This window comes from Pseudomonas sp. CAU 1711 (genome assembly GCF_039888625.1).
Lineage (GTDB): Bacteria > Pseudomonadota > Gammaproteobacteria > Pseudomonadales > Pseudomonadaceae > Aquipseudomonas.
This window is the reverse complement of the sequence record NZ_JBDQQT010000003.1, coordinates 197843-220357: the sequence shown is the minus strand read 5'-3', so window position 1 is coordinate 220357 and position 22515 is coordinate 197843. Positions and strand designations below refer to the sequence as shown.

The following is a 22515-nucleotide window of genomic DNA, read 5'->3' as shown; positions in this document are numbered from 1 at the left end:
CCTGAGCCCAGGTCAAGGGCGAGCCTCTGCCGGCACCTGCCCGATCAGCGCCGGTTCGGCCTCGATCAGAGCAAAGCGCGGGACGCTTTCGCCGTCCAGTTCGACCGTGCTGCAGAACATCTCCAGCGGTCGGACCCACAAGCCGTAGTCGCCATAGAGCGCCTGGTAAACCACCAGCCACTCCTCGCTTTCCGAGTGCCGTGCGGTGCCGAATACGCGGTACTGCGGCCCCTTGTAGTGCCGGTAGAGCCCTGGTTGCAGCTGTTGCATGTGACGCCTCCCCAAAACAAAAACCGGGGCACCAGGCCCCGGTTTTCACATCGACTAGCGTTTAGACGGGGTCGCCTAGACGCGTTCGAAGATGGTGGTGATGCCCTGGCCGAGGCCCACGCACATGGTGGACACGCCCAGAGTACCGCCGTTCTGCTTCATCACGTTCAGCAGGGTACCGGAAATACGCGCACCGGAGCAGCCGAACGGGTGACCCAGGGCGATGGCGCCGCCGTGCAGGTTGACCTTCTGCTCCATCTTGTCGAGGAGTTTCAGGTCCTTCAGCACCGGCAGGGCCTGGGCGGCGAAGGCTTCGTTGAGCTCGACGAAGTCGATGTCGTCCATGGTCAGGCCGGCGCGCTTGAGCGCCTTCTGGGTGGACGGCACCGGGCCGTAACCCATGATCGCCGGATCGACACCGGCCACGGCCATGGCGCGAACCACGGCCATCGGGGCAATGCCCAGGTCCTGGGCGCGCTGGGCGCTCATGACGATCATGCAGGAAGCGCCGTCGGTGATCTGCGAGGAAGTACCCGCGGTCACGGTGCCGCCTTTCGGGTTGAACGCCGGTTTCAGCGCGGCCAGGCTCTCGAGGGTGGTCTCCGGACGAATGGTCTCGTCGAAGTCGAACATCTTGAGGAAGCCGTTCTCGTCGTAGCCCTGCATCGGGATGATTTCATCCTTGAACTTGCCTTCGACGGTGGCCTTGTGCGCCAGACGGTGGGAACGCTCACCGAAGGCGTCCTGCTGCTCGCGGGTCATGCCGTGCATCTTGCCCAGCATCTCGGCGGTCAGGCCCATCATGCCGGACGCCTTGGCGGCGTACAGGGACAGGTGCGGGTTCGGATCGACGCCGTGCATCATGCCGACGTGGCCCATGTGCTCCACGCCACCGACCACGAACACGTCGCCGTTGCCGGTCTGGATGGCCTGCACGGCGGTGTGCAGGGCGCTCATGGAGGAACCGCACAGACGGCTGACGGTCTGGCCGGCGCTGGTGTGCGGGATCTGGGTCATCAGCGACGCCATGCGCGCGATGTTCCAGCCCTGCTCCAGGGTCTGGTTGACGCAGCCCCAGATCACGTCTTCCACTTCGGCCGGATCGACCTTGGTGTTGCGCTCCAGGAGCTTGCTGATCAGATGGGCCGACATGTCCTCGGCACGGGTGTTGCGGTGCATGCCACCCTTGGAACGACCCATCGGGGTGCGGCCGAAGTCGACAATGACCGCGTCTCTCGGATTCAGGCTCATATTTCTACTCTCGCTCTGTTCGCTGCGCGATTAACCGAAGAACTTCTGGCCCTTGGCGGCCATTTCACGAAGCTTGGCGGTCGGGTGGTACAGGCCGCCCAGGTCGGCATACTTGTCGGCCAGGGCGACGAACTCGGCTACACCGATGGAATCGATGTAACGCAGGGCACCACCGCGGAAGGGCGGGAAGCCGATGCCGTAGATCAGGCCCATATCGGCCTCGGCTGCGGTATCGACGATGCCGTCTTCCAGGCAACGAACGGTTTCCAGGCACAGCGGGATCATCATGAAGTTGATGATGTCCTCGTCGCTCAGCTCGCGCTGCTCTTTGATGATCGGCTTGAGGATCTCGTAGGCCTGCGGATCCTGGACCTTCTTCGGCTTGCCGCGCTTGTCGGTCTCGTAGGCGTAGAAGCCCTTGCCGTTCTTCTGGCCCAGGCGGTTGGCGTCGTACATCACGTCGACGGCGGTCTTGCCTTCCACGGCCATGCGGTCCGGGAAGCCTTCGGCCATCACGTCACGGCCGTGGTGGCCGGTGTCGATGCCGACCACGTCGGACAGGTAGGCCGGGCCCATGGGCCAGCCGAACTTCTCCATGATCTTGTCGATGCGCACGAAGTCGACGCCGAATTCCAGCAGCTTGGCGAAACCGCCGAAGTACGGGAACAGCACGCGGTTGACCAGGAAGCCCGGGCAGTCGTTGACCACGATCGGGGTCTTGCCCATCTTCTTGGCGTAGGCCACGGTGGTGGCGACGGCCACTTCGCTGGACTTCTCGCCGCGGATCACTTCAACCAGCGGCATCATGTGCACCGGGTTGAAGAAGTGCATGCCGACGAAGTTTTCCGGGCGCTTGAGCGCCTGGGCCAGCAGGCTGATGGAGATGGTGGAGGTGTTGGAAGCCAGGATGGCGTCCTCGCGCACCACGCCTTCCACTTCGGCCAGCACGATCTGCTTGACCTTGGGGTTCTCGACCACGGCCTCGACGACGATGTCGACGTTGCCGAAATCGCCGTAGGACATGGTCGGGCGAATGGCGTTGAGCGCCTCGGCCATCTTGGCCGGGGTCATGCGGCCCTTCTCGACGCGCTTGCCGAGCAGCTTGGAGGCCTCGGTCAGCCCCATCTGGATACCCTCTTCGCGGATATCCTTCATCAGGATCGGAGTACCCTTGGAGGCCGACTGATAGGCGATGCCGCCACCCATGATGCCGGCGCCGAGCACGGCGGCCAGGTTCACGTCGCGGGCGATCTCGTCGTGGTGCTTGGCCTTCTTCTTCAGTTCCTGGTCATTCAGGAACAGACCGATCAGGCTCTCGGCGACGGAGGTCTTGGCCAGCTTGACGAAGCCGGCGGCCTCGACTTCCAGGGCCTTGTCGCGGCCGAAGTTGGCGGCCTTCTGGATGGTCTTGATGGCCTCGACCGGGGCCGGGTAGTTCGGGCCGGCCTGGCCAGCGACGAAGCCCTTGGCGGTCTCGAAGGCCATCATCTGCTCGATGGCGTTGAGCTTGATCTTTTCCAGCTTGGGCTGACGCTTGGCCTTATAGTCCAGCTCGCCGGAGATGGCGCGCTGAACCAGGTCCAGAGCGGCGTCCTTGAGCTTGGCCGGAGCCACGACGGCGTCGACGGCACCCACTTTCAGGGCGTCGGCGGCCTTGTTTTCCTTACCGGAGGCGATCCACTCGATGGCGTTGTCGGTGCCGATCACGCGCGGCAGGCGCACGGTGCCGCCGAAGCCCGGGTAGATGCCCAGCTTGACTTCCGGCAGGCCGATCTTGGCGTTCTCGGAGGCGACGCGGTAGTCGCCGGCCAGGCACATCTCGAAACCGCCGCCCAGGGCGATGCCGTTGATGGCGATGACGGTCGGAACGGCCAGGTCTTCGAAATCGCTGAAGATCTTGTTGGCTTCGAGGTTGCCGGCAACCAGTTCTTCGTCGGGCAGCTTGAAGTTGTCGACGAATTCGGTGATGTCGGCGCCGACGATGAACACGTCTTTGCCGCTGGTGACGATTACGCCCTTGATCGAACCGTCGGCCTTGATGGCATCCACGGACTGACGCAGCTCGGTCAGGGTGAGACGGTTGAACTTGTTAACGGACTCACCCTTGAGGTCGAAATTCAATTCGACGATGCCGCCCTCAAGAGCCTTAACCGTGATGGCTTTACCTTCGTAAATCATCAACTGATCTCCACGGTATGGAAGCTGAACTGTACACATCGGAGCCAACCGGCCGGAACCGCTCTAGGCACAGGCCGTCGAGCATAGTCCCAATCGATCCGACACACCCGCCGACGCGATAATCGGGCTGTAAAGGCGCAGCCTGGTGAGGCGAAACGCTCGATTCATACGCCCGTTTGATTTGGGTGGGCGTACATTCAGTGAAAACCCGGCAATTGTCAATTGCCCGTCGCAAGCGCCCCAAATAAGCCTAGCGTCATAGCGTGACCGAAATCCGCGCGAGAGCCACGAAATACTGCCGGACCTCTCTATCTAGACATTTAGCGGACACAGCGCGCGACATTCAACAGATTGATGCAGCCCCTCAAGCGCGCCGCGCCAGGAAGTCCGCCACCTGGCGCAACTCGGCCTCGCCGCCGCGCTCGCCCCAGTACAGCGCGATCATTCGCGGGTCGGCCTCGACCTTGTAGACGTCCGCCGGAAGCGCCTGCAACTCGGCCAGCAGCGCCTCGTCGGCACAGGGCTCGCGCCACTGGTTGCACCATTGCCCGGGCGCCACCTGCCAGCAACTCCAGCTATCGCCGCGCCCGGCGCGGCGGCCGCGATGGTACTGGGCGCAGCTGGTCGGCGGATGGCCCGGCAGCCAGTGCGGCCAGTCCTGCTGTACCAGCTGCATGCCGAGCCCCAGACGGCGCGCCGCCAGGCGCATTTCCATCTGCCCGCGCTGGCGCGGCGAGGGCCGCAGCCAGACCAGCGGGCTGAGCGCGGCACCTACCAGCAGCAGGACGATCCACCAAGTCATCGGGAAAAACCTGTGTTATGAAAGGAGCGGAACCATACTGCAAATATGCCCGCTCAGTGGAGAAGACCCATGCCCTACCAGCACATCCTGATCGCCGTGGACCTGACCGACGAGTGCCACCCCGTGGTCGAGCGCGCCCTGGCGATCGCCGCCAGCAGCGACGCCAGGGCCTCGCTGGTGCACATAGTCGAGCCGATGGCCATGGCCTTCGGCGGCGACGTGCCGATGGACCTGTCCCTGCTCCAGCAACAGCAGTTCGACCAGGCCCGCGAGCACCTGCAGAGCTTCGCCGGGCGCTATCCGCAGCTGGGCAGCGAGCAACGTCACCTGGCCTATGGCCAGCCGCGCCAGGAGATCCACCGCCTGGCCGAGGAACAGGGCTGCGACCTCATCGTGGTCGGCAGCCACGGCCGCCACGGCCTGGCCCTGCTGCTCGGCTCCACCGCCAACGACGTGCTGCACGGCGCGCCCTGCGACGTGCTGGCGGTGCGCCTGAAGAAGGCCAAGGAGTAGCGCAGGCTACTCCAGGTTCTCGCCCGCGCTCATCACCAGCGGACGAATCTTCTGCAGCTGGGTCTCCATGGACACCGTCATGCTCGACGACATGGAGAAGAAGGTGAGGAAGGCCTTGAGGTTGGAGTCGCCCTCGCAGACGTCGTGGATGCGCTGCCAGAAGGCCTGGTTGACCAGCTGCAGCTGCTGGAACTGCCTGACCAGCCCCTTCAGATCCCAGTCGGCGTGACGCCCCTCGCGATAGTTGAAGTACTGCCGGGTCAGGTACAGCGAGATGGTGCGCAGGATGAACTCCTGGCTGCTGGCGAACGGCAGATGGTTGTGCGCCATGGGCTTGAGCTTGCCCAGCACCGGGCAGGCGCTGGTGGCCATGATCACCCCGAGCAGCGAGCGCAGCCCCTCTTCCAGCCCCACCAGCTTGCTGTACTCGCGCTCCGGCGTGCGCACCCACACCTGGGCCTTCTTGAAGGCCGGCAGGCCCTGAAAATCCTCGATGACCCTGTGCAGATCCACCGCCGCCGGGCAGCGGCTGAACTGGTCCTTGCTCAGCGGGCAGTTGCTGCACTGGTGGTGTTCCAGGCGCGTCCACCTGGGGGTCTGCTCGGCACTCTGGGGGTCGTACTGACGGTCCAGCTCGATCCTGTAGCTGAACTGATGGTTGTCATCCAGAGTGACGCGGTACTCAATCGCCATGCATGTCTCCGACAGGCTACTCGGGCCTCGCACCGTGCTCGTCCAGTGTGGCGAACCGCGTGCAGGCCTCTCAGGCTTCCAGTTCGGCCCAGCGCTCCAATAGCTGGTCCAGTTCTTCTTGCAGACGCTGCAGACGCTCCAGCGCCGGCCCGGTGATGTCCGGGGCCTGCTGGTAGAACGCCGGATCGGCGATCTGCGCCTGCAGTTCCGTCAGCTGGGCCTCCAGGGCGTCGATCTGCCCGGGGATGGCCTCCAGCTCGCGCTGCAGCTTGTAGCTGAGCTTCTTCTTCGCGGCCGGAGCCGCTGAAATCTCATTCTCCACCGGAGCCGGGTCAGGCTGTGCGGCGGTATCGGCCTTGGCCGGCTTGTTCTCGCCGACACCCAGCAGGCGCGGCGAACCGCCCTGGCGCAGCCAGTCCTGGTAGCCGCCGACGTACTCGCGCACCCTGCCCTCCCCCTCGAAGACCAGGGTGCTGGTCACCACGTTGTCGAGGAAGGCCCGGTCGTGGCTGACCATCAGCACCGTACCGGGGAAATTCAGCAGGACCTCTTCCAGCAGTTCGAGGGTTTCCACGTCCAGATCGTTGGTCGGCTCGTCCAGCACCAGCAGGTTGGCCGGCTTGCTGAACAGCTTAGCCAGCAACAGGCGCGCCCTCTCCCCCCCGGACAACGCCTTGACCGGCGTACGGGCACGCTGCGGACTGAACAGGAAATCCCCCAGATAGCTCAGCACGTGGCGGTTCTGGCCATCGATGCTGATGAACTCGCGTCCCTCCGCGAGGTTGTCTATCACCGTCTTTTCCGGCTCCAACTGGTGGCGCAACTGGTCGAAGTAGGCCACCTCCAGCTTGGTCCCTGCCACTATCGTGCCAGTAGTCGGACTCAGCTCGCCGAGCAACAGCTTGAGCAACGTGGTCTTGCCGGTGCCATTGGCCCCGAGCAGACCGATGCGGTCGCCGCGCTGCAGCACCAGGGAGAGATCGCGCACCAGCGCGGCTCCCCCTGGGTGCGCAAAACTGACATTTTCCGCCACTATCACCTGCTTGCCGGACTTCTCCGCGGCCTCCAGCTGGATGCTCGCCTTGCCCTGGCGCTCGCGCCGCTCGCTGCGCTCGGCACGCATGGCCTTGAGCGCGCGCACGCGGCCCTCGTTACGGGTGCGGCGGGCCTTGATGCCCTGGCGAATCCACACCTCCTCCTGGGCCAGGCGCTTGTCGAACAGCGCGTTGGCCGTTTCCTCGGCCGCCAGCTGCTGCTCCTTGTGCACCAGGAAGCTGGCGTAGTCGCCGTTCCAGTCGATCAGGTGGCCGCGATCCAGCTCGAGGATGCGCGTGGCCAGGTTCTGCAGGAAGGAGCGATCGTGGGTGATGAACAGCACGGCGCCGCCGAAACCCAGCAGGGCCTCCTCCAGCCAGGCGATGGCGCCGATGTCCAGATGGTTGGTCGGCTCGTCGAGCAGCAGCAGATCCGGCTCGGCCACCAGCGCCTGGGCCAGCAGCACGCGGCGGCGCCAGCCGCCGGAGAGTTCGGCCAGGGTCTTGTCGGCCGGCAGCTGCAGGCGACTGAGGGTGCTCTCCACCAGCTGCTGCAGGCGCCAGCCGTCCTTGGCCTCCAGCTCCTGCTGCACGCGGGTGAGCTTGGCCAGGTCGTCGTCGCCCTGGATGTGCTGGCTCAGGTGGTGATACTCGGCCAGCAGCCGGCCGACATCGGCCAGGCCCTCGGCCACCACGTCGTACACCGTGCGCTCGTCGGCGCGCGGCAGCTCCTGTGGCAGCTCGCCGATGCGCAGCGCCGGGGCGCGCCAGACCTCGCCGTCGTCGGCCATCTGGTCGCCCTTGACCAGGCGCAGCAGGCTCGACTTGCCGGTGCCGTTGCGCCCGATGATGCATACCCGCTCGCCCCGGGCGATCTGCCAGGACACTCCGTCCAGCAGCGGCATGGCGCCGTAGGCCAGGGATACGTCGGAAAACTTCAGCAGGGTCATGACGGGAGCACCTCGGGAAACAGGGCGCGCATTCTAACCGAGTTGTGACGCACAGACCCCGACGGCATTCTCCCGCCCCGCGCAACCGGCTAAGCTAGCGCCAGTATGCTTCATTTACCCCCTCTCGCCGGATGTGTCATGCGCCGCCCTCTGTTCTGCCTGCTTTCCGCACTCTTTATCTGCAGCCTCGCCCCCGACGCCGCCCAAGCCGCCAACCTGACCCAGCAACGGCAGATGTACGACGAGGCCAAGCGCGCCCTGGCCAAGGGCGACAAGGGCCCCTACCTGCGCTATGCCTCGGCCCTGCGCGACTACCCGCTGGAGCCCTATCTGGCCTACGAGGAGCTCACCGCGCGGCTGAAGTGGGCGAGCAACGACGAGATCGAGGCCTTCCTCACCGAACACGGCGACCTGCCCCAGGCCGGCTGGATGAAGTTGCGCTGGCTGCGCTGGCTGGCCGAGCGCGGCGAATGGCAGACCTTCGCCAACCATTACGACCCCAAGCTCAATTTCACCGAGCTGGACTGCCTGTACGGCCAGTACCTGTACAAGCAGCGCATGCTGCCGGAGGCCCGCCAGGCGGCCGAGAAGCTGTGGCTGGTGGGCAAGTCCCAGCCCGAGGCCTGCGATACCCTGTTCGGCACCTGGCGCGCCGACGGCCAGCTCACCGAGGAACGCCGCTGGCAACGCGCCAAGCTGGCCGCCGAGGCGCGCAACTACGGCCTGGCCAGCTACCTGGTCAAGGGCCTGCCGAGCCTGGGCAAACAGGGCCAGCTGATGATCGAGGCGGCGCAGAAGCCGCAGATCATGAGCCAGACCGCGCGCTTCGCCCCGGCCGACCGCCATATGGCCGACGCCGCCGGCCTCGGCCTGCGCCGCCTGGCGCGCCAGGATCCGGAGAAGGCGCTGGGCCTGCTGCAGGTCTATGCCGGCAAACTGCCCTTCTCCGCCGAGGAGAAGGTGGCCATCGCCCGCGAGATCGGCCTGACCCTGGCCAAGCGCTTCGATATCCGCGCGCTCCAGGTGATGGCCCAGTACGACCCCGAGCTGCGCGACAACACCGTGTCCGAGTGGCGCGCGCGCCTGCTGCTGCGCCATGGCCGCTGGGACGAGGCCCACCAACTGACCGCGCGCATGCCGCAGGATCTGGCCGGCACCAGCCGCTGGCGCTACTGGCAGGCGCGCAGCCTGCAGCTGGCCCAGCCGCAGAACCCGCAGGCCGTCGCCCTCTACCAGCCGCTGGCCAAGGAGCGCGACTTCTACGGCTTCCTCGCCGCCGACCGCATCGAGGTGCCCTACAGCCTCAACCACAAGCCCATGGTCATCGACCCGCAGCTGCTGCACAGGGTGCGCAACACCGCCGGCATCCGCCGCGCCCTGGAGTTCCACGATCGCGGCCAGATCGTCGACGGCCGCCGCGAGTGGTACCACGTCAGCCGCCTGTTCAGCCGCGAGGAACTGGTGGCCCAGGCCCGCCTGGCCTACGACAAGGGCTGGTACTTCCCGGCCATCCGCACCATCAGCCAGGCGCAGTACTGGGACGATCTGGATATCCGCTTCCCCATGGCCTACAAGAGCAGCCTGACCTCCCAGGCCAAGCTGCGCGGCCTGCATTCGAGCTGGGTATTCGCCATCACCCGCCAGGAGAGCGCATTCATGGCCGACGCCCGCTCGCCGGTCGGCGCCATGGGCCTGATGCAGCTGATGCCGGCGACCGCCAAGGAGACCGCGCGCAAGTTCGGCATCGCCCTGGGCAATCCGCAGCAGGCCCTGGTGCCGGAGAAGAACATCCAGCTCGGCGCCGCCTACCTGAGCCAGGTGCACGGCCAGTTCAACGGCAATCGGGTGCTCGCCTCGGCCGCCTACAACGCCGGCCCCGGCCGAGTGCGCCAGTGGCTGCGCGGCGCCGACCACCTGGCCTTCGACGTCTGGGTGGAGAACATCCCGTTCGACGAGACCCGCCAGTACGTGCAGAACGTGCTGTCCTACTCGGTGATCTACGGGCAGAAGCTCGGCGCGCCGCAGAAGCTGGTGGACTGGCACGAACGCTTCTTCGACGATCAGTGACAACGCGACGGGCGCCCCAGGGCGCCCGTTTTGTTTGGCTATGCCCCGCTATACATCGAGGCAACACGATACTGCGTAGGGTGGGTTAGGCCGCAGGCCGTAACCCACCAGACTTTGCCTCATGTGCCCCAAGCGCTGGGTTACGCCGCGATGCGGCTAACCCAGCCTACGAAACGGCACTCAACGACCAGGCTGGTGATTGCGCCTGTAGGTGTCCTCGCCCATGGCCGCGATCTGCCCCTCGATCAGCGCCTCGAACGGCCGCAGCAGCGCGTCGAAACGCGCCGGCGCCTCCTGCAGTTCGAGCGCCGCGACTATAGCCTCGAGGGTCGCCAGGGCGCCCTCCGCCGGCGCCTTGCGCAGGCGGTAGCGCGACTGCAGCCCGGCCGGCAGGCAGACGCGCGGCAGCGCCGCCAGCTGGGGATTGAGGTGCAGCAGCTTGCGCGCCTTTCGCCAGGTGCCGTCCGGCACCACCAGCTGCAGCGGGCGCGGGTCGTCGTCGGGCAGGGGCAGCGTCCGCGCCGCCTCGCCGGGAAACAGCAGGCAGCTGCGATAGGCCGGGTCCAGCGCCAGCTCGGCGAACCGCTCGCCGACCCGCAGCTCGCAGTTCTCCAGGCCCAGGGCGGCCAGGCGCGCGGTGTTCAGCGCGTGGCCGACCTCATCCGGGTGCTGCAGGATCAGCACCCGGCTGCGGCTCGGCAGACGCGGGATCAGGTGGCACAGGCAGTGGCTCAGCGGGCGGGCACAGCGCTCGCAGCGCGCTCGGGACATGGTGGGCTTCCTCCGGCCGCGCAGTGTGCCACAGCGACCCGAGCTACAGGCCCAGCGATTGCAGCGTTCGGCCAGGCGGCAGGCTGCGCCTCAGGCGATGCGATCCGCTTTGCGCCGATAGGGGAACACGTCGATCACCTTGCCGGCGCGGATCGCCTCCTGCAGGCTCTTCCAGTAGTCGGCGTCGTACAGGTCGCCGTGCAGTTGGGCGAACAGGCGGCGCTGGCCGAGGTCGGCGAACAGGAAGCGCGGGAACTCCTCGGGGAACACGTCGTTCGGCCCCACCGAGTACCAGGGCTCGCTGGACATCTCGTCCTCCGGGTAGCGCGGCGGCGGGATATGGCGGAAGTTGACCTCGGTGAGGTAGCTGATCTCGTCGTAGTCGTAGAACACCACGCGGCCGTGGCGGGTGACGCCGAAGTTCTTCAGCAGCATGTCGCCGGGGAAGATGTTGGCCGCCGCCAGCTGCTTAATGGCCAGGCCGTAGTCTTCCAGCGCCTCCCGCACCTGCGCCTCGTTGGCGTGCTCCAGATAGATGTTCAGCGGGGTCATGCGCCGCTCGGTCCAGCAGTGGCGGATCAGCACGGTGTTGCCGTTCTCGATCTGCACCGTGGAGGGCGCCACCTCCAGCAGCTCCTCCAGGCACTCGGGGTCGAACTTGGCCACCGGGAAGCGGAAGTCGGAGAACTCCTGGGTATCGGCCATGCGCCCGACCCGGTCGACGCTTTTGACCAGGCGGTAGCGGTCGATCACCGTGGCGTGGTCGATGTTCTTCGACGGCGAGAAGCGGTCCTTGATGATCTTGAACACCGTGTTGAAGCCCGGCAGGGTGAACACGCTCATGACCATGCCGCGCACCCCGGGCGCCATGACGAACCTGTCGTCGGTACCCGCCAGGTGATTGATCAGGGCGCGATAGAACTCCGACTTGCCGTGCTTGTAGAAGCCGATCGAGGTGTACAGCTCGGCGATGTGCTTGCCCGGCAGGATGCGCTTGAGAAAGCCGATGAACTCCGCCGGAATCTCCACCCGCACCATGAAGTAGGAACGGGTGAAGGAGAAGATGATCGAGACTTCCGCCTCGTCGGTGATCAGGGCATCGATCTGCACGCCCTGGCCCTCGCGGTGCAGCAGCGGGAACACCAGCGGCCACTGCTCGTCCGGGGTGAAGATGCGCCCGACCAGGTAGGCCCCCTTGTTGCGATACAGGGTCGAGGAGAACAGCTCGATGCACAGTGCCTGGTCCTTGCACACCCAGTCCGGCAGGTTGCTGCGCAGCTGCTCCTCGAGGCGCGCCAGGTCGCGTTCGAGGTCCTCGTAGGGCACGCTGAAGGCGTAGTCGGTGAAGATCTGCCGCAGCGCCTGGCTGAGATCGCCGCGCGGCCGGTAGCTACGGGTCTGCGGGGTGCGTTCGTGGGAGCGCAGCGAAGGCCGGGTGGTGTGGATGAACATGCAGCCGTCGCTGATCTTGTCGTGACTGAACAGGCCGCAGAAGATCGAGTTGTACCAGGTCTCGGCCAGCTCGTCGTCGTTGCGCAGGTCGATCAGGCCGATATAGGCGCTCTTCACCAACGGCCACAGGTCGATGTCCAGCAGCTGCTCGGCGCTGAAGGCCTGGCGCAGGCGCTCGACCACCTCGGCAACCTTGTCCTCGTACAGGTTGATGCGCGCCGCCGACAGCCGCTGCACCTCCTGCCACTGCGCCTGCTCGAAGCGGGCGCGGGCGCCGTTGGTGATCTCGCGAAAGTCCGCTCGATAGTCGTCGAACCCTTCGAGTATCAGGCGGGCGATATCGGCGGCCGGGCGTTGCTGCGACATGGGAGAGCCTCTGCTGCATGGGCGAAAGGACGAGCTTAGCCAGAAGCGGGCGCCGAGGAAAAGCCGCAGCGGGAACCAGTCCGCCCGGTCATTTTGCGAACCGCGACCGCACGGCGTTCGGCCGCGCAAAAAAAAAGGCGATGCCGGGGGACATCGCCTAAAGGCTCTCGGGTCGAGCGGAGGTGTCAGCGCGGCCGCGGGTAATCCACGCGGGCGGCGCGAGCAGAAGTGCAACGAGAAATGGTGACGCGACCAGGCAGGCGAGGCCGGAGCGCCGGGCGGGAGGTGCGAAGTAGCGGGCAGGAGCGAGGCGGCAGGGCTTCGGCTTCCCGGGGCGCGCACGGGCGCGAGAGGTTCGACATGGCATCCGTTCCAGAGTCGTTACGCAGGCCCGTATTAAGCCGCGCCCTGCCCCGCTTGGCTCGTGCCATGCGAGCGAAATGCGAAGTCCGTCATACAAATGTTCACCGAAACGAAAAGGCCCGCCGACGAGGGCGGGCCCGGGACAGCGCCGCCCGGACTACCCGGGCGGCGGATTCACGGGGCCTCAGGCGGTCTCGCGCACGGCGCCGAGCTCGGTCGACGGCTTGCCGCCCTCGGCCAGCTCGCGCCGCAGGGTGCCCTCGTCGAGTTGCTTGCACCACTTGGCGACCACCAAAGTGGCCACGCCGTTGCCGATCAGGTTGGTCAGCGCGCGTGCCTCGGACATGAAGCGGTCGATGCCGAGGATCAGCGCCAGGCCGGCCACCGGCAGATGCCCCACCGCCGATAGCGTGGCCGCCAGCACGATAAAGCCCGAGCCGGTGACGCCGGCGGCGCCCTTGGAGGCGATCAGCAGCACGGCCAGAAGGGTCAGCTGATGGCTGATGTCCATCGGCGTGTCGGTGGCCTGGGCGATGAAAACCGCGGCCATGGTCAGGTAGATCGAGGTGCCGTCCAGGTTGAAGGAGTAGCCGGTGGGGATCACCAGGCCGACCACCGACTTGTTCGCCCCCAGCTTCTCCATCTTGGTCAGCATGCGCGGCAGGGCCGACTCGGAGGACGAGGTGCCCAGCACTATCAGTAGCTCCTCGCGGATGTAGCGGATGAACCTGAGGATGCCGAAACCGTGGGCGCGGGCGATGCCGCCCAGCACCACGAGGATGAAGAACAGGCAGGTGATGTAGAAACACAGCATCAGCTGGCCCAGCTGCACCAACGAACCGACGCCGTACTGGCCGATGGTGAAGGCCATGGCGCCGAAGGCACCGATGGGCGCGACCTTCATGATCATGTTGATGATGCCGAACATCGCCTGGGCGATGCGGTCGATGAACTCCAGCAGCGGCATGCCGTAGTCGCCCATGCGCTGCAGGGCGAAGGCGAAGATCACCGAGAAGAACAGCACCTGCAGGATATCGCCGTTGGCGAAGGCACCGACCACGGTGCCGGGAATCACGTTGAGCAGGAAGGCCACCGTGCTCTGCGCCTCGCCGGCCTTGGCATAGGCGGCGATGCTGCTGGCATCCAGGGTGCTCGGGTCGACGTGCATGCCGGCGCCCGGCTGGCCCAGGTTGACCACCAGCAGGCCGATGACCAGGGCGACGGTGGAGACTATCTCGAAATACAGCAGCGCGTAGCCGCCGGTCCTGCCCACCGCCTTCATGTCCTGCATGCCGGCGATGCCGCTGACCACGGTGCAGAAGATGATGGGCGCGATGGCCATCTTGATCAGTTTGACGAAAACGTCGCCGAGCGGCTTCAACGCCACACCGGTCTCGGGATAGAAGTGGCCGAGCAGGATGCCGATGGCGATAGCCACCAGCACCTGGACATAGAGGCTCTTGTACAAGGGTTTGCGGGTCATGGCAGTTCCTCTTCGCGGCGCGCGGTGGCGCCGCGGCGGCGGGTGGCGCTTGGGGTCTTGTTCTTGGCTGCCCCCTGAGGGGCTGAAGACCCAACGGCAAGCGCTATGCCAGACTCATATAAAGATTAAAATCCTTTAAAAACAAACACATATAGTGCAGCCAGCGACAGCCTCGGCGAGCCGAATGGCGAATATCCGCCAAGGCCATGGCGGGCCATCGCCAGGCCGACTAGAGACAGAGGATGACCTGCTGCGGATCGATCTGCAGGCCGACCCGCTGCCCGACCCGCAGTCGCATGGCATCGGCCGCGTCGATGCCGAGCAACGCCGTCAGCCGCACGCCGCCGGGCAACTCGACCTGCGCCTCGCAGTGACTGGCGCCACGGCGCAGCTCCCGCAGCTCGCCCTGCAACGCTCCGGCCTCGTCGACCAGGTGTACCCAGGGCGCCTTGACCAGCAACAGAACGCTGTCGCCCAGGCTCAGGCCCAATCGCTCGGTACTGCCGTGGGTGATGGCGGCCAGCAGGCGCTGGTCGCCGGCGAGCCCCAGTTCGACCTCGTCGCACAGGTCGCCGGGACGAATGGCCAGCACGCGCCCCGTCAACTGGTTGCGCGCGCTGGTGCGCAGCGCGCCGGGCGCGGCCTGGCCCTCCTCCAGGCTGGCGAGAAAACGGCGATGCTCCCGCTGATGCAGGCGGAAGCGCTCGATCAGCTCGCAGCCGGCGGCGGTGAGGCGCGTGCCGCCACCGCCCTTGCCGCCCACAGAACGCTCCACCAGGGGCTCCCCGGCCGCCTTGTTCATCGCATCCACGGCATCCCATGCCGCCTTGTAGCTCATGCCCATGACCTTGGCCGCCCGGGTGATCGAGCCACAGTCGGCGATGCGCGCGAGCAGTTCGATGCGTCCCTCGCCTGCCAGCCTCTGGCCATTGCGGGTGATCCAGAAACGCCCTTCCAGCTTCATCGCATCCACTTCTTGTCCCAGGTTGACGGCGATGGTAGCACCGGGCGCCCGCTACTCGGGCTGAGGCAAACAGCGCGGAAGGAGCCCCGCGCGTTTCACAATGGGGCAGCGCGGGCCCCGCGCGCCTCTTTTTGGGTCTCCCAGGCGTTGCCGCGAGTGCCCGATATGGCCACAAGGCCCGGCCGTAGAGGGCTGCAAGCAAACTGGCACAGCCGCTGCATAGTCCGTCACGAGCCCGCCCTGCCGGGTCGTCCACGCGATCAATGGCGATCGCGACGATGGACATAGAGGTGCCCCTGCAGGCACCGCATAGAACAGGCAAAGGCGCCTGAGACCGCGAGGTCTCAGGCGCCTTTTTATTTGCCGCGGAAAAACCTGATGAGCTTCGGCCGGGAAATGCCATGAACAGCACAGACACCTCCACAGACAAGCAACGGCTGATCGTCGTCGGCAACGGCATGGTCGGCCACCACTGTGTCGAGCAGTTGCTCGCGGGCGGCGCCCTGGCGCAGTACCGCATCGAGGTGTTCGGCGAAGAGGCGCAGCGCGCCTACGACCGCGTGCACCTGTCCGAGTACTTCGGCGGCCGCGACGCCGAGTCCCTGGCCATGAGCGCCGCCTCGCTCTACGAGGCCGACGGTCTGACTCTGCACCTCGGCTGCCAGGTACTGGAGATCGACCGCGCCAAGCGCGAGGTGGTCACCGCCAAGGGCCGCTTCGGCTACGACAAGCTGGTGCTGGCCACCGGCTCCTATCCCTTCGTGCCGCCGATCGAAGGCGCCGAGGGCGAGTCGCGCCTGGTCTACCGCACCCTGGACGACCTCGACGCCATCCGCGCCGCCGCCAACGGCAAGCGTCGCGGCGTGGTGGTCGGCGGCGGCCTGCTCGGCCTGGAGGCGGCCAATGCCCTGAAATCCCTGGGCCTGGAGGCCCATGTGGTGGAATTCGCCCCGCGCCTGATGCCGGTGCAACTGGACGACTTCGGCGGCGCCGCCCTGAAACAGCGCATCGAGGACCTGGGCGTCGGCGTGCACCTGTCCAAGGCCACCCAGTCGATCAGCGCCGGCGACGAGTACCGCTACCGCATGAACTTCGCCGGCGAGGACTACCTGGAGACCGACCTGATCGTGTTCTCCGCCGGCATCCGCCCACAGGACGCCCTGGCCCGTGCCTGCGGCCTGGACATGGGCGCGCGCGGCGGCGTGGCGATCAACGACCAGTGCCTGACCAGCGACCAGCACATCTACGCCATCGGCGAATGCGCGGCCTGGAACGGCAGCATCTTCGGCCTGGTCGCCCCCGGCTACCAGATGGCCCGCGGCGTAGCCGCCCAGCTGTGCGGCCAGGAGGCCCAGCCCTTCCTCGGCGCGGACATGTCGACCAAGCTCAAGCTGCTCGGCGTCGACGTCGGCTCCATCGGCGACGCCCACGGCGCCATGCCGGGAGCCAAGAGCTACCGCTACATCGACGAAGCCAGCGCCAGCTACCGCCGCCTGGTGGTCTCGGCCGACGGCAAGCAGGTGCTCGGCGCCGTGCTGGTCGGCGACAACAGCTACTACGACACCCTGCTGCAGTACGCGCAGAACGGCATCCAGCTGCCGGAGGACCCGGCCAGCCTGATCATGCCGGCCGGCGAAGGCGCTCCGGCCCTGGGCGCCGATGCCCTGCCGGACAGCGCCACCATCTGCTCCTGCCACAACGTCAGCAAGGGCGCCATCTGCGCAGCCATCGACGGCGGCTGCAGCGACATCGCCGGGGTCAAGGCCTGCACCAAGGCGGCCACCGGCTGCGGCGGCTGCGCGGCGCTGCTCAAGCAGGTGGTCGAGCACGAGCTGACCGCCCGCGGCGTGGAAGTCGACAAGAGCCTGTGCGAGCACTTCGCCTACACCCGCCAGGAGCTCTACCACTTCGTCCGCGTGGAGGGCATCGAGAGCTTCGAGGAGCTGCTGGCCAAGCACGGCAAGGGCCACGTCGGCTGCGACATCTGCAAGCCGGCGGTGGGCTCGATCCTCGCCTCGTGCTGGAACCAGCCGATCATGAACCCCTCGCTGGTGCCGCTGCAGGACACCAACGACACCTTCATGGCCAACATGCAGAAGAACGGCACCTACTCCGTGGTGCCGCGCATCCCCGGCGGCGAGATCACCCCGGACGGGCTGATCGCTATCGGCGCGGTGGCCAAGAAGTACGACCTCTACACCAAGATCACCGGCGGCCAGCGCATCGACCTGTTCGGCGCCCAGCTGCACGAGCTGCCGGACATCTGGGGCGAGCTGATCGCCGCCGGTTTCGAGACCGGCCACGCCTACGGCAAGTCCACCCGCACGGTGAAGAGCTGCGTCGGCAGCACCTGGTGCCGCTACGGCGTGCAGGACAGCGTGAAGATGGCCCTCGACATCGAACACCGCTACAAGGGCCTGCGCTCGCCGCACAAGCTCAAGTTCGCAGTCTCCGGCTGCACCCGCGAGTGCGCCGAGGCGCAGAGCAAGGACATCGGCGTGATCGCCACCGAGAACGGCTGGAACCTCTACGTGTGCGGCAACGGCGGCATGCGCCCGCGCCACGCCGAGCTGTTCGCCACCGACCTGGATGACGCCACCCTGATCCGCTACATCGACCGCCTGCTGATGTTCTACATCCGCACCGCCGACAAGCTGCAGCGCACCTCGGTGTGGCGCGAGTCGCTGGAAGGCGGCCTGGACTACCTCAAGGCCGTGGTCATCGACGACAGCCTGGGCCTGGCCGCCGAGCTGGAAGCGCAGATGCAGCTGGTGGTCGACCGATACGAATGCGAATGGGCCAACGCGCTGAAGGACGAGGACAAGCTCAAGCGCTTCCGCACCTTCGTCAACGAGCACGGCGGCGACCCGGATATCCACTTCGTCCGCGAACGCGGCCAGCGCCGCCCGGCGCGCGCCGATGAACTGCAACTCATCCCCCTGACCGAGGAAGCCGTCTGATGAACTCCGCACTCAACCTCGAAAACACCTGGCAGCCGCTGTGCAGTGCCGCCGACCTGGTGGCGGGCTCCGGCGTGGTCGCCCTGCTGGGCGGCCAGCAGGTGGCGCTGTTCTACCTGCCGGAGACCGAGCAGCAGGTGTTCGCCATCGGCAACTGCGACCCCAAGTCCGGCGCCAACGTGATAGGTCGCGGCATCATCGGCCACCTGCAGGGCGAACTGGTGATCGCCTCGCCGCTGTACAAGCAGCACTTTCGCCTGAGCGACGGCGGCTGCCTGGAATACCCTGAGCTGAACCTGCCGGTATGGCCGGCACGGCTCAACGGCGAACGGGTGGAAGTGCGCCTCTGAGCCGACAGCATGGCCGCCCGGTGCCCACCGGGCGGCCATTGCGCGACTCGGCCCCCGCTCGCCACCCCAGTCGCGCGCCCCTCACGCGAATCTTGTTGACTTCACAGTCAGCTTTTGGCCTCATGCACAGCTGACGCCGCCCCGCCCTTCGACTCCTCCACAGCTAGCACTATGCCCAGGAAACTGGGGACGCAGGCGTTCGACTAGCGTTATATAGACGACCATATAGCGATGGCTCGCCGGCATGCCCTGGAAAGCGAGGCCCTCCTCGGGCGAACTGCCGGTACGAACCGCGAGCCGCGCCAGCAGGCAAAGCCCGAGCCGACGCCGAGCGACTGCCTGGTCGACCATTACATTCGTCGGTGCATCCCGAGGAGACTCCATGTTCAAGACAGCGCAACTCAGCCTCCTGGCCCTGGGCCTGGCTTTCGCCGGTAGCGCCTTCGCCGAGCGGGTCCTGGTCGCCGTCGCCGCCAACTTCACCGCGCCGATGAAGGCCCTGGCCGCAGACTTCGAGAAGGACACCGGACACAGCCTGGTCGCGGCCTACGGCGCCACCGGCCAGCTGTATGCGCAGATCCACAATGGCGCCCCCTTCGAAGTCTTCCTCTCCGCAGACGACAGCACCCCGGCCAAGCTGGAGCGCGAAGGCCTGGGCGTGCCCGGCACTCGCTTCACCTATGCCATCGGGACCCTGGCGCTGTGGTCGGCCAAGCCAGGCTATGTCGATGACCAGGGCCAGGTACTGCACGGCGATCGGTTCCAGCACCTGGCCGTGGCCAACGCGAAGACCGCGCCCTACGGCCTGGCAGCCATGCAGACGCTGGCCAAGCTGGGCCTGAGCCAGGCCGTGGCGAAGAAGCTGGTGGAGGGACAGAACATCGCCCAGACCTACCAGTTCGTCGCCAGCGGCAACGCCGAGCTGGGCTTCGTCGCCCTGTCGCAGATCTACCAGGACGGCAGGATCACCAGCGGCTCCGCCTGGCTGGTACCGACCGAGTTGCATGAGCCGATCAGGCAGGACGCGCTGATCCTCGCCAAGGGCAAGGACAACCCCGCCGCCAAGGCCCTGGTCGAGTACCTGCGCGGCACCAAGGCCGTCGCGGTGATCCGCGCCTACGGCTATCAGCTCTAACCGACGGCCGGCTGCCCCGCTAGGGTGTGGCCGGCTCACTCTCGAACAGGACACCGACCATGCCTCTGAGCAGTGCCGACTTCGGCGCGATCTGGCTGACCCTGCAACTGGCGGCGCTGACCACCGTGCTGCTGTTGCTGCTGGGCACCCCCATCGCCTGGTGGCTGGCCCATACCCGCTCGCGCCTGAAAGGGCCAATCGGCTCCCTGGTCGCCCTGCCCCTGGTGCTGCCGCCCACGGTCATCGGCTTCTACCTGCTGGTCGCCATGGGCCCGCACGGCCCGGTCGGCCAGCTCACCCAGAGCCTCGGCCTGGGCGTCTTGCCCTTCACCTTCGCCGGCCTGGTGGTGGGCTCGCTGTTCTATTCCCTGCCCTTCGTCGTGCAACCCATACAGAACGCCTTCGAAGCCATAGGCCCGCGCCCGCTGGAAGTCGCCGCCACCCTGCGCGCCAGCCCCTGGGACTGCTTCTTCAGCGTGGTGCTGCCACTAGCCAAACCGGGCTTTCTCACCGCTGCGGTGCTGGGCTTCGCCCACACCCTCGGCGAGTTCGGTGTGGTGCTGATGATCGGCGGCAATATTCCGGACAAGACCCGCGTGGTCTCGGTGCAGATCTTCAACCACGTCGAAGCCCAGGAATACGCCCAGGCCCACTGGCTGGCCGGCGGCATGCTGCTGTTCGCCTTCCTCATCCTGCTAGTGCTGCACCTCAAGGGCCGCCCGACGATGAAGGTGAGCTGATCCATGAGCCTAGCGATCGAACTGAGCCTGAACCACGCCGACTTCCACCTGCAGGTCGCGCTGCAACTGCCCGGGCGCGGCATCACCGCGCTGTTCGGCCCCTCGGGCTCGGGCAAGACCAGCCTGCTGCGCTGCGTCGCCGGCCTGGAGCGGCCGCCGCGCGGGCGCATCGAGGTCAACGGCGAGTGCTGGCAGGACGACGCGCGCCAACATTTCCTCGCCCCGCACAAACGCGCCCTCGGCTATGTGTTCCAGGAGGCCAGCCTGTTCCCGCACCTGTCCGTGCGCAGCAATCTGGAGTTCGGGCAGAAGCGCATCGCCGCCGCCGCGCGGCGCATCGACCTGGACCAGGCCGCGCGGCTGCTGGGCATCGACCACCTGCTGGCGCGCGACCCCGCCACCCTGTCCGGCGGCGAGCGCCAGCGCGTCGGCATCGCCCGCGCGCTGCTCACCAGCCCGCGCCTGCTGCTGCTCGACGAGCCGCTGGCGGCGCTGGATGACAAGCGCAAGCAGGAGATCCTGCCCTACCTGGAACGCCTGCACGACGAGCTGGACATCCCCATGCTCTACGTCAGCCACGCCGCCGACGAGGTGGCGCGCCTGGCCGATCATCTGGTGCTGCTGGAGCGGGGCCGCGCCCTGGCCAGCGGCCCGCTGGAGCAACTGCTGGCGCGCCTCGACCTGCCCCTGGCGCAGGGCGACGACGCCAGCAGCGTGCTGCACGCCCGCGTGTGCGGCCACGACAGCCACTATCAGCTGCTGGAACTGCAGTTGCCGAACAGCGACCTGCGCCTGCGCCTGCCGCACGCGCCCCTGGCGAACGGCCAGGAACTGCGCCTCAAGGTGCCGGCCCGCGACGTCAGCCTGAGCCTGGAGCCACCGGGGCCGAGCAGCATCATCAACCGCCTGCCGGTGCGGGTACTGGAGCTGGTCGACGCGCCACAGCCGGCGCAGGTGCTGGTGCGCCTGGAGCTGGCCGGCCAGCCGCTGCTGGCGCGCATCACCCGCTACTCGCGCGACCAACTCGAGCTGCATCCGGGGCAGGCCCTGTGGGCGCAGTTCAAGGCCGTCGCCCTGCCCGCCTGAGCCAGATGGCTTGTCTGCGGCAAAGGCCAGCGCCTAACATCCGCCCAGCCTTTCGACGAGCCCGCCCATGCGCGAACGCACCATCGCCAGCCACTTCATCCGCGCCGCCCTGCGCGGCGCCGAGCGCCGGCAGCGTGATGTGAGCGGCCTGCTGCGCGCGGTCGGCATCCAGCCGGCGCTGCTCGACGAACCGCGCGCGCGCCTGGCGCCAGAGCAGTTCGCACAACTGGTGCAAGGGCTGTGGCAACTGCTCGACGACGAGTACATGGGCTTCGGCAGCACGCCCAGCAGGCGCGGCACCTTCGCCATGATGTGCCATGCCATCATCCACTGCCACAGCCTGGAGAAGGCCCTGGTGCGTGGCATGCTGTTCTACGGCCTGTTCCCCGAGGCGCCGCGCGTGGCCCTGCAGCGCGAGGGCGAGCAGGTGCGCCTGAGCATCGACAGCTCCGCCCTGTGGGACCCGGACCACTTCCTCACCGAAAGCCTGCTGGTGATCTGGCACCGCCTCGGCAGCTGGCTGATCGGCCAGCGCATTCGCCTGGAGGAAGCCACCTTCGCCTACCCCGAGCCGGCGCACAGCGCCGAGTACGACCTGCTGCTCCCCTGCCCGCGGCACTTCGACCGGGCAAGCACCAGCCTGCTGTTCCACGCCCGCTACCTGAGCATGCCGCTGCTGCAGGACGAGCGCACGCTCAAGCAGTTCCTCGAACACTCACCCGCCGACCTGCTGGCCCGCCCCGATGGCGGCGACAGCCTGACCAGCCGCATCCGCCGCCTGCTCGGCCGCGACTGCGCCCACTGGCCGGACCTGGAGCAGGTCGCCGAACAGCTGCACGTCAGCCCGCAGACCCTGCGCCGCCACCTGCGCGAGGAAGGCTCGAGCTTCCAGGAGCTCAAGGACCACCTGCGCCGCGACCTGGCCATCTACCATCTGGGCCGCGACGAACTGTCCATCCAGGCCCTGGCCGAACAGCTCGGCTTCTCCGAGCCTTCGGCCTTTCACCGCGCCTTCAAGAAATGGACCGGGCTCACGCCCGGGGCCTACCGGGCCCACCAGGACAACTAGCCACCGGCATACCCCGCC

18 protein-coding genes are annotated in these 22515 nt (G+C 67.0%); 8 read left to right on the top strand and 10 right to left on the bottom strand.

Annotation, left to right across the window (positions count from 1 at the left end; genetic code table 11):
- Positions 1-12 precede the first annotated feature (12 nt).
- The 4 genes from AAFN46_RS04645 to AAFN46_RS04630 form a co-directional block, all read right to left on the bottom strand.
- Positions 13-270: a DUF1653 domain-containing protein gene (locus tag AAFN46_RS04645; RefSeq protein WP_347807525.1), complete on the bottom strand. Its 258-nt coding sequence runs from the start codon at positions 268-270 to the stop codon at positions 13-15.
- Between the two features lie 75 nt (positions 271-345).
- Entirely contained in the window at positions 346-1521 is a 1176-nt protein-coding gene (gene fadA / locus AAFN46_RS04640) for an acetyl-CoA C-acyltransferase FadA (protein WP_347807524.1), read from the bottom strand.
- A 30-nt stretch (positions 1522-1551) separates the two neighbouring features.
- On the bottom strand, positions 1552-3699 hold the full coding sequence (fadB, locus tag AAFN46_RS04635) for a fatty acid oxidation complex subunit alpha FadB (protein ID WP_347807523.1): 2148 nt from the start codon (positions 3697-3699) through the stop codon (positions 1552-1554).
- A 364-nt stretch (positions 3700-4063) separates the two neighbouring features.
- Positions 4064-4501 (bottom strand): hypothetical protein, encoded by a 438-nt coding sequence (locus AAFN46_RS04630; protein ID WP_347807522.1) that lies wholly within the window; start codon positions 4499-4501, stop codon positions 4064-4066.
- A 69-nt stretch (positions 4502-4570) separates the two neighbouring features.
- Here AAFN46_RS04630 and AAFN46_RS04625 point away from each other — a divergent pair, with 69 nt between their 5' ends.
- Positions 4571-5014, top strand: a complete 444-nt coding sequence (locus tag AAFN46_RS04625; protein WP_347807521.1) for a universal stress protein — start codon at positions 4571-4573, stop codon at positions 5012-5014.
- Positions 5015-5020: 6 nt separating this feature from the next.
- Here AAFN46_RS04625 and AAFN46_RS04620 read toward each other — a convergent pair whose 3' ends face one another.
- The gene (locus tag AAFN46_RS04620) at positions 5021-5707 is read right to left on the bottom strand and encodes a hypothetical protein (protein WP_347807520.1); all 687 of its coding nucleotides are present in this window, start codon (positions 5705-5707) and stop codon (positions 5021-5023) included.
- Positions 5708-5777: 70 nt separating this feature from the next.
- Positions 5778-7691: an ATP-binding cassette domain-containing protein gene (locus AAFN46_RS04615; RefSeq protein WP_347807519.1), complete on the bottom strand. Its 1914-nt coding sequence runs from the start codon at positions 7689-7691 to the stop codon at positions 5778-5780.
- A gap of 138 nt (positions 7692-7829) precedes the next feature.
- On the opposite strand from AAFN46_RS04615, the gene AAFN46_RS04610 reads away from it, so the two are divergent.
- On the top strand, positions 7830-9758 hold the full coding sequence (locus AAFN46_RS04610) for a transglycosylase SLT domain-containing protein (RefSeq protein WP_347807518.1): 1929 nt from the start codon (positions 7830-7832) through the stop codon (positions 9756-9758).
- Positions 9759-9938: 180 nt separating this feature from the next.
- Here the strand turns inward: AAFN46_RS04610 and AAFN46_RS04605 are convergent, their stop codons facing one another.
- From AAFN46_RS04605 to AAFN46_RS04590, 4 genes are all read right to left on the bottom strand, one after another.
- The gene (locus tag AAFN46_RS04605) at positions 9939-10529 is read right to left on the bottom strand and encodes a DTW domain-containing protein (RefSeq protein WP_347807517.1); all 591 of its coding nucleotides are present in this window, start codon (positions 10527-10529) and stop codon (positions 9939-9941) included.
- A gap of 90 nt (positions 10530-10619) precedes the next feature.
- Positions 10620-12347: a bifunctional isocitrate dehydrogenase kinase/phosphatase gene (aceK, locus tag AAFN46_RS04600; RefSeq protein ID WP_347807516.1), complete on the bottom strand. Its 1728-nt coding sequence runs from the start codon at positions 12345-12347 to the stop codon at positions 10620-10622.
- 547 nt (positions 12348-12894) lie between these two features.
- Positions 12895-14193, bottom strand: coding sequence for a dicarboxylate/amino acid:cation symporter (locus AAFN46_RS04595; protein ID WP_347807515.1), 1299 nt, complete (start codon positions 14191-14193; stop codon positions 12895-12897).
- A gap of 229 nt (positions 14194-14422) precedes the next feature.
- Positions 14423-15157, bottom strand: a complete 735-nt coding sequence (locus tag AAFN46_RS04590) for a TOBE domain-containing protein (RefSeq protein ID WP_347807514.1) — start codon at positions 15155-15157, stop codon at positions 14423-14425.
- Between the two features lie 401 nt (positions 15158-15558).
- Between AAFN46_RS04590 and nirB the strand changes: the two genes are divergently transcribed.
- From nirB to AAFN46_RS04560, 6 genes are all read left to right on the top strand, one after another.
- Entirely contained in the window at positions 15559-18117 is a 2559-nt protein-coding gene (gene nirB / locus AAFN46_RS04585; protein ID WP_347807513.1) for a nitrite reductase large subunit NirB, read from the top strand.
- Entirely contained in the window at positions 18117-18467 is a 351-nt protein-coding gene (gene nirD / locus AAFN46_RS04580) for a nitrite reductase small subunit NirD (protein WP_347807512.1), read from the top strand. Before nirB ends, nirD begins: the two co-directional genes overlap by 1 nt.
- Before the next feature lie 382 nt (positions 18468-18849).
- Positions 18850-19602, top strand: coding sequence for a molybdate ABC transporter substrate-binding protein (modA, locus tag AAFN46_RS04575; protein ID WP_347807511.1), 753 nt, complete (start codon positions 18850-18852; stop codon positions 19600-19602).
- 59 nt (positions 19603-19661) lie between these two features.
- Positions 19662-20342, top strand: coding sequence for a molybdate ABC transporter permease subunit (gene modB / locus AAFN46_RS04570; RefSeq protein ID WP_347807510.1), 681 nt, complete (start codon positions 19662-19664; stop codon positions 20340-20342).
- 3 nt (positions 20343-20345) lie between these two features.
- On the top strand, positions 20346-21428 hold the full coding sequence (gene modC / locus AAFN46_RS04565; protein WP_347807509.1) for a molybdenum ABC transporter ATP-binding protein: 1083 nt from the start codon (positions 20346-20348) through the stop codon (positions 21426-21428).
- Positions 21429-21495: 67 nt separating this feature from the next.
- The gene (locus AAFN46_RS04560) at positions 21496-22497 is read left to right on the top strand and encodes an AraC family transcriptional regulator (protein WP_347807508.1); all 1002 of its coding nucleotides are present in this window, start codon (positions 21496-21498) and stop codon (positions 22495-22497) included.
- Positions 22498-22515 lie beyond the last annotated feature (18 nt).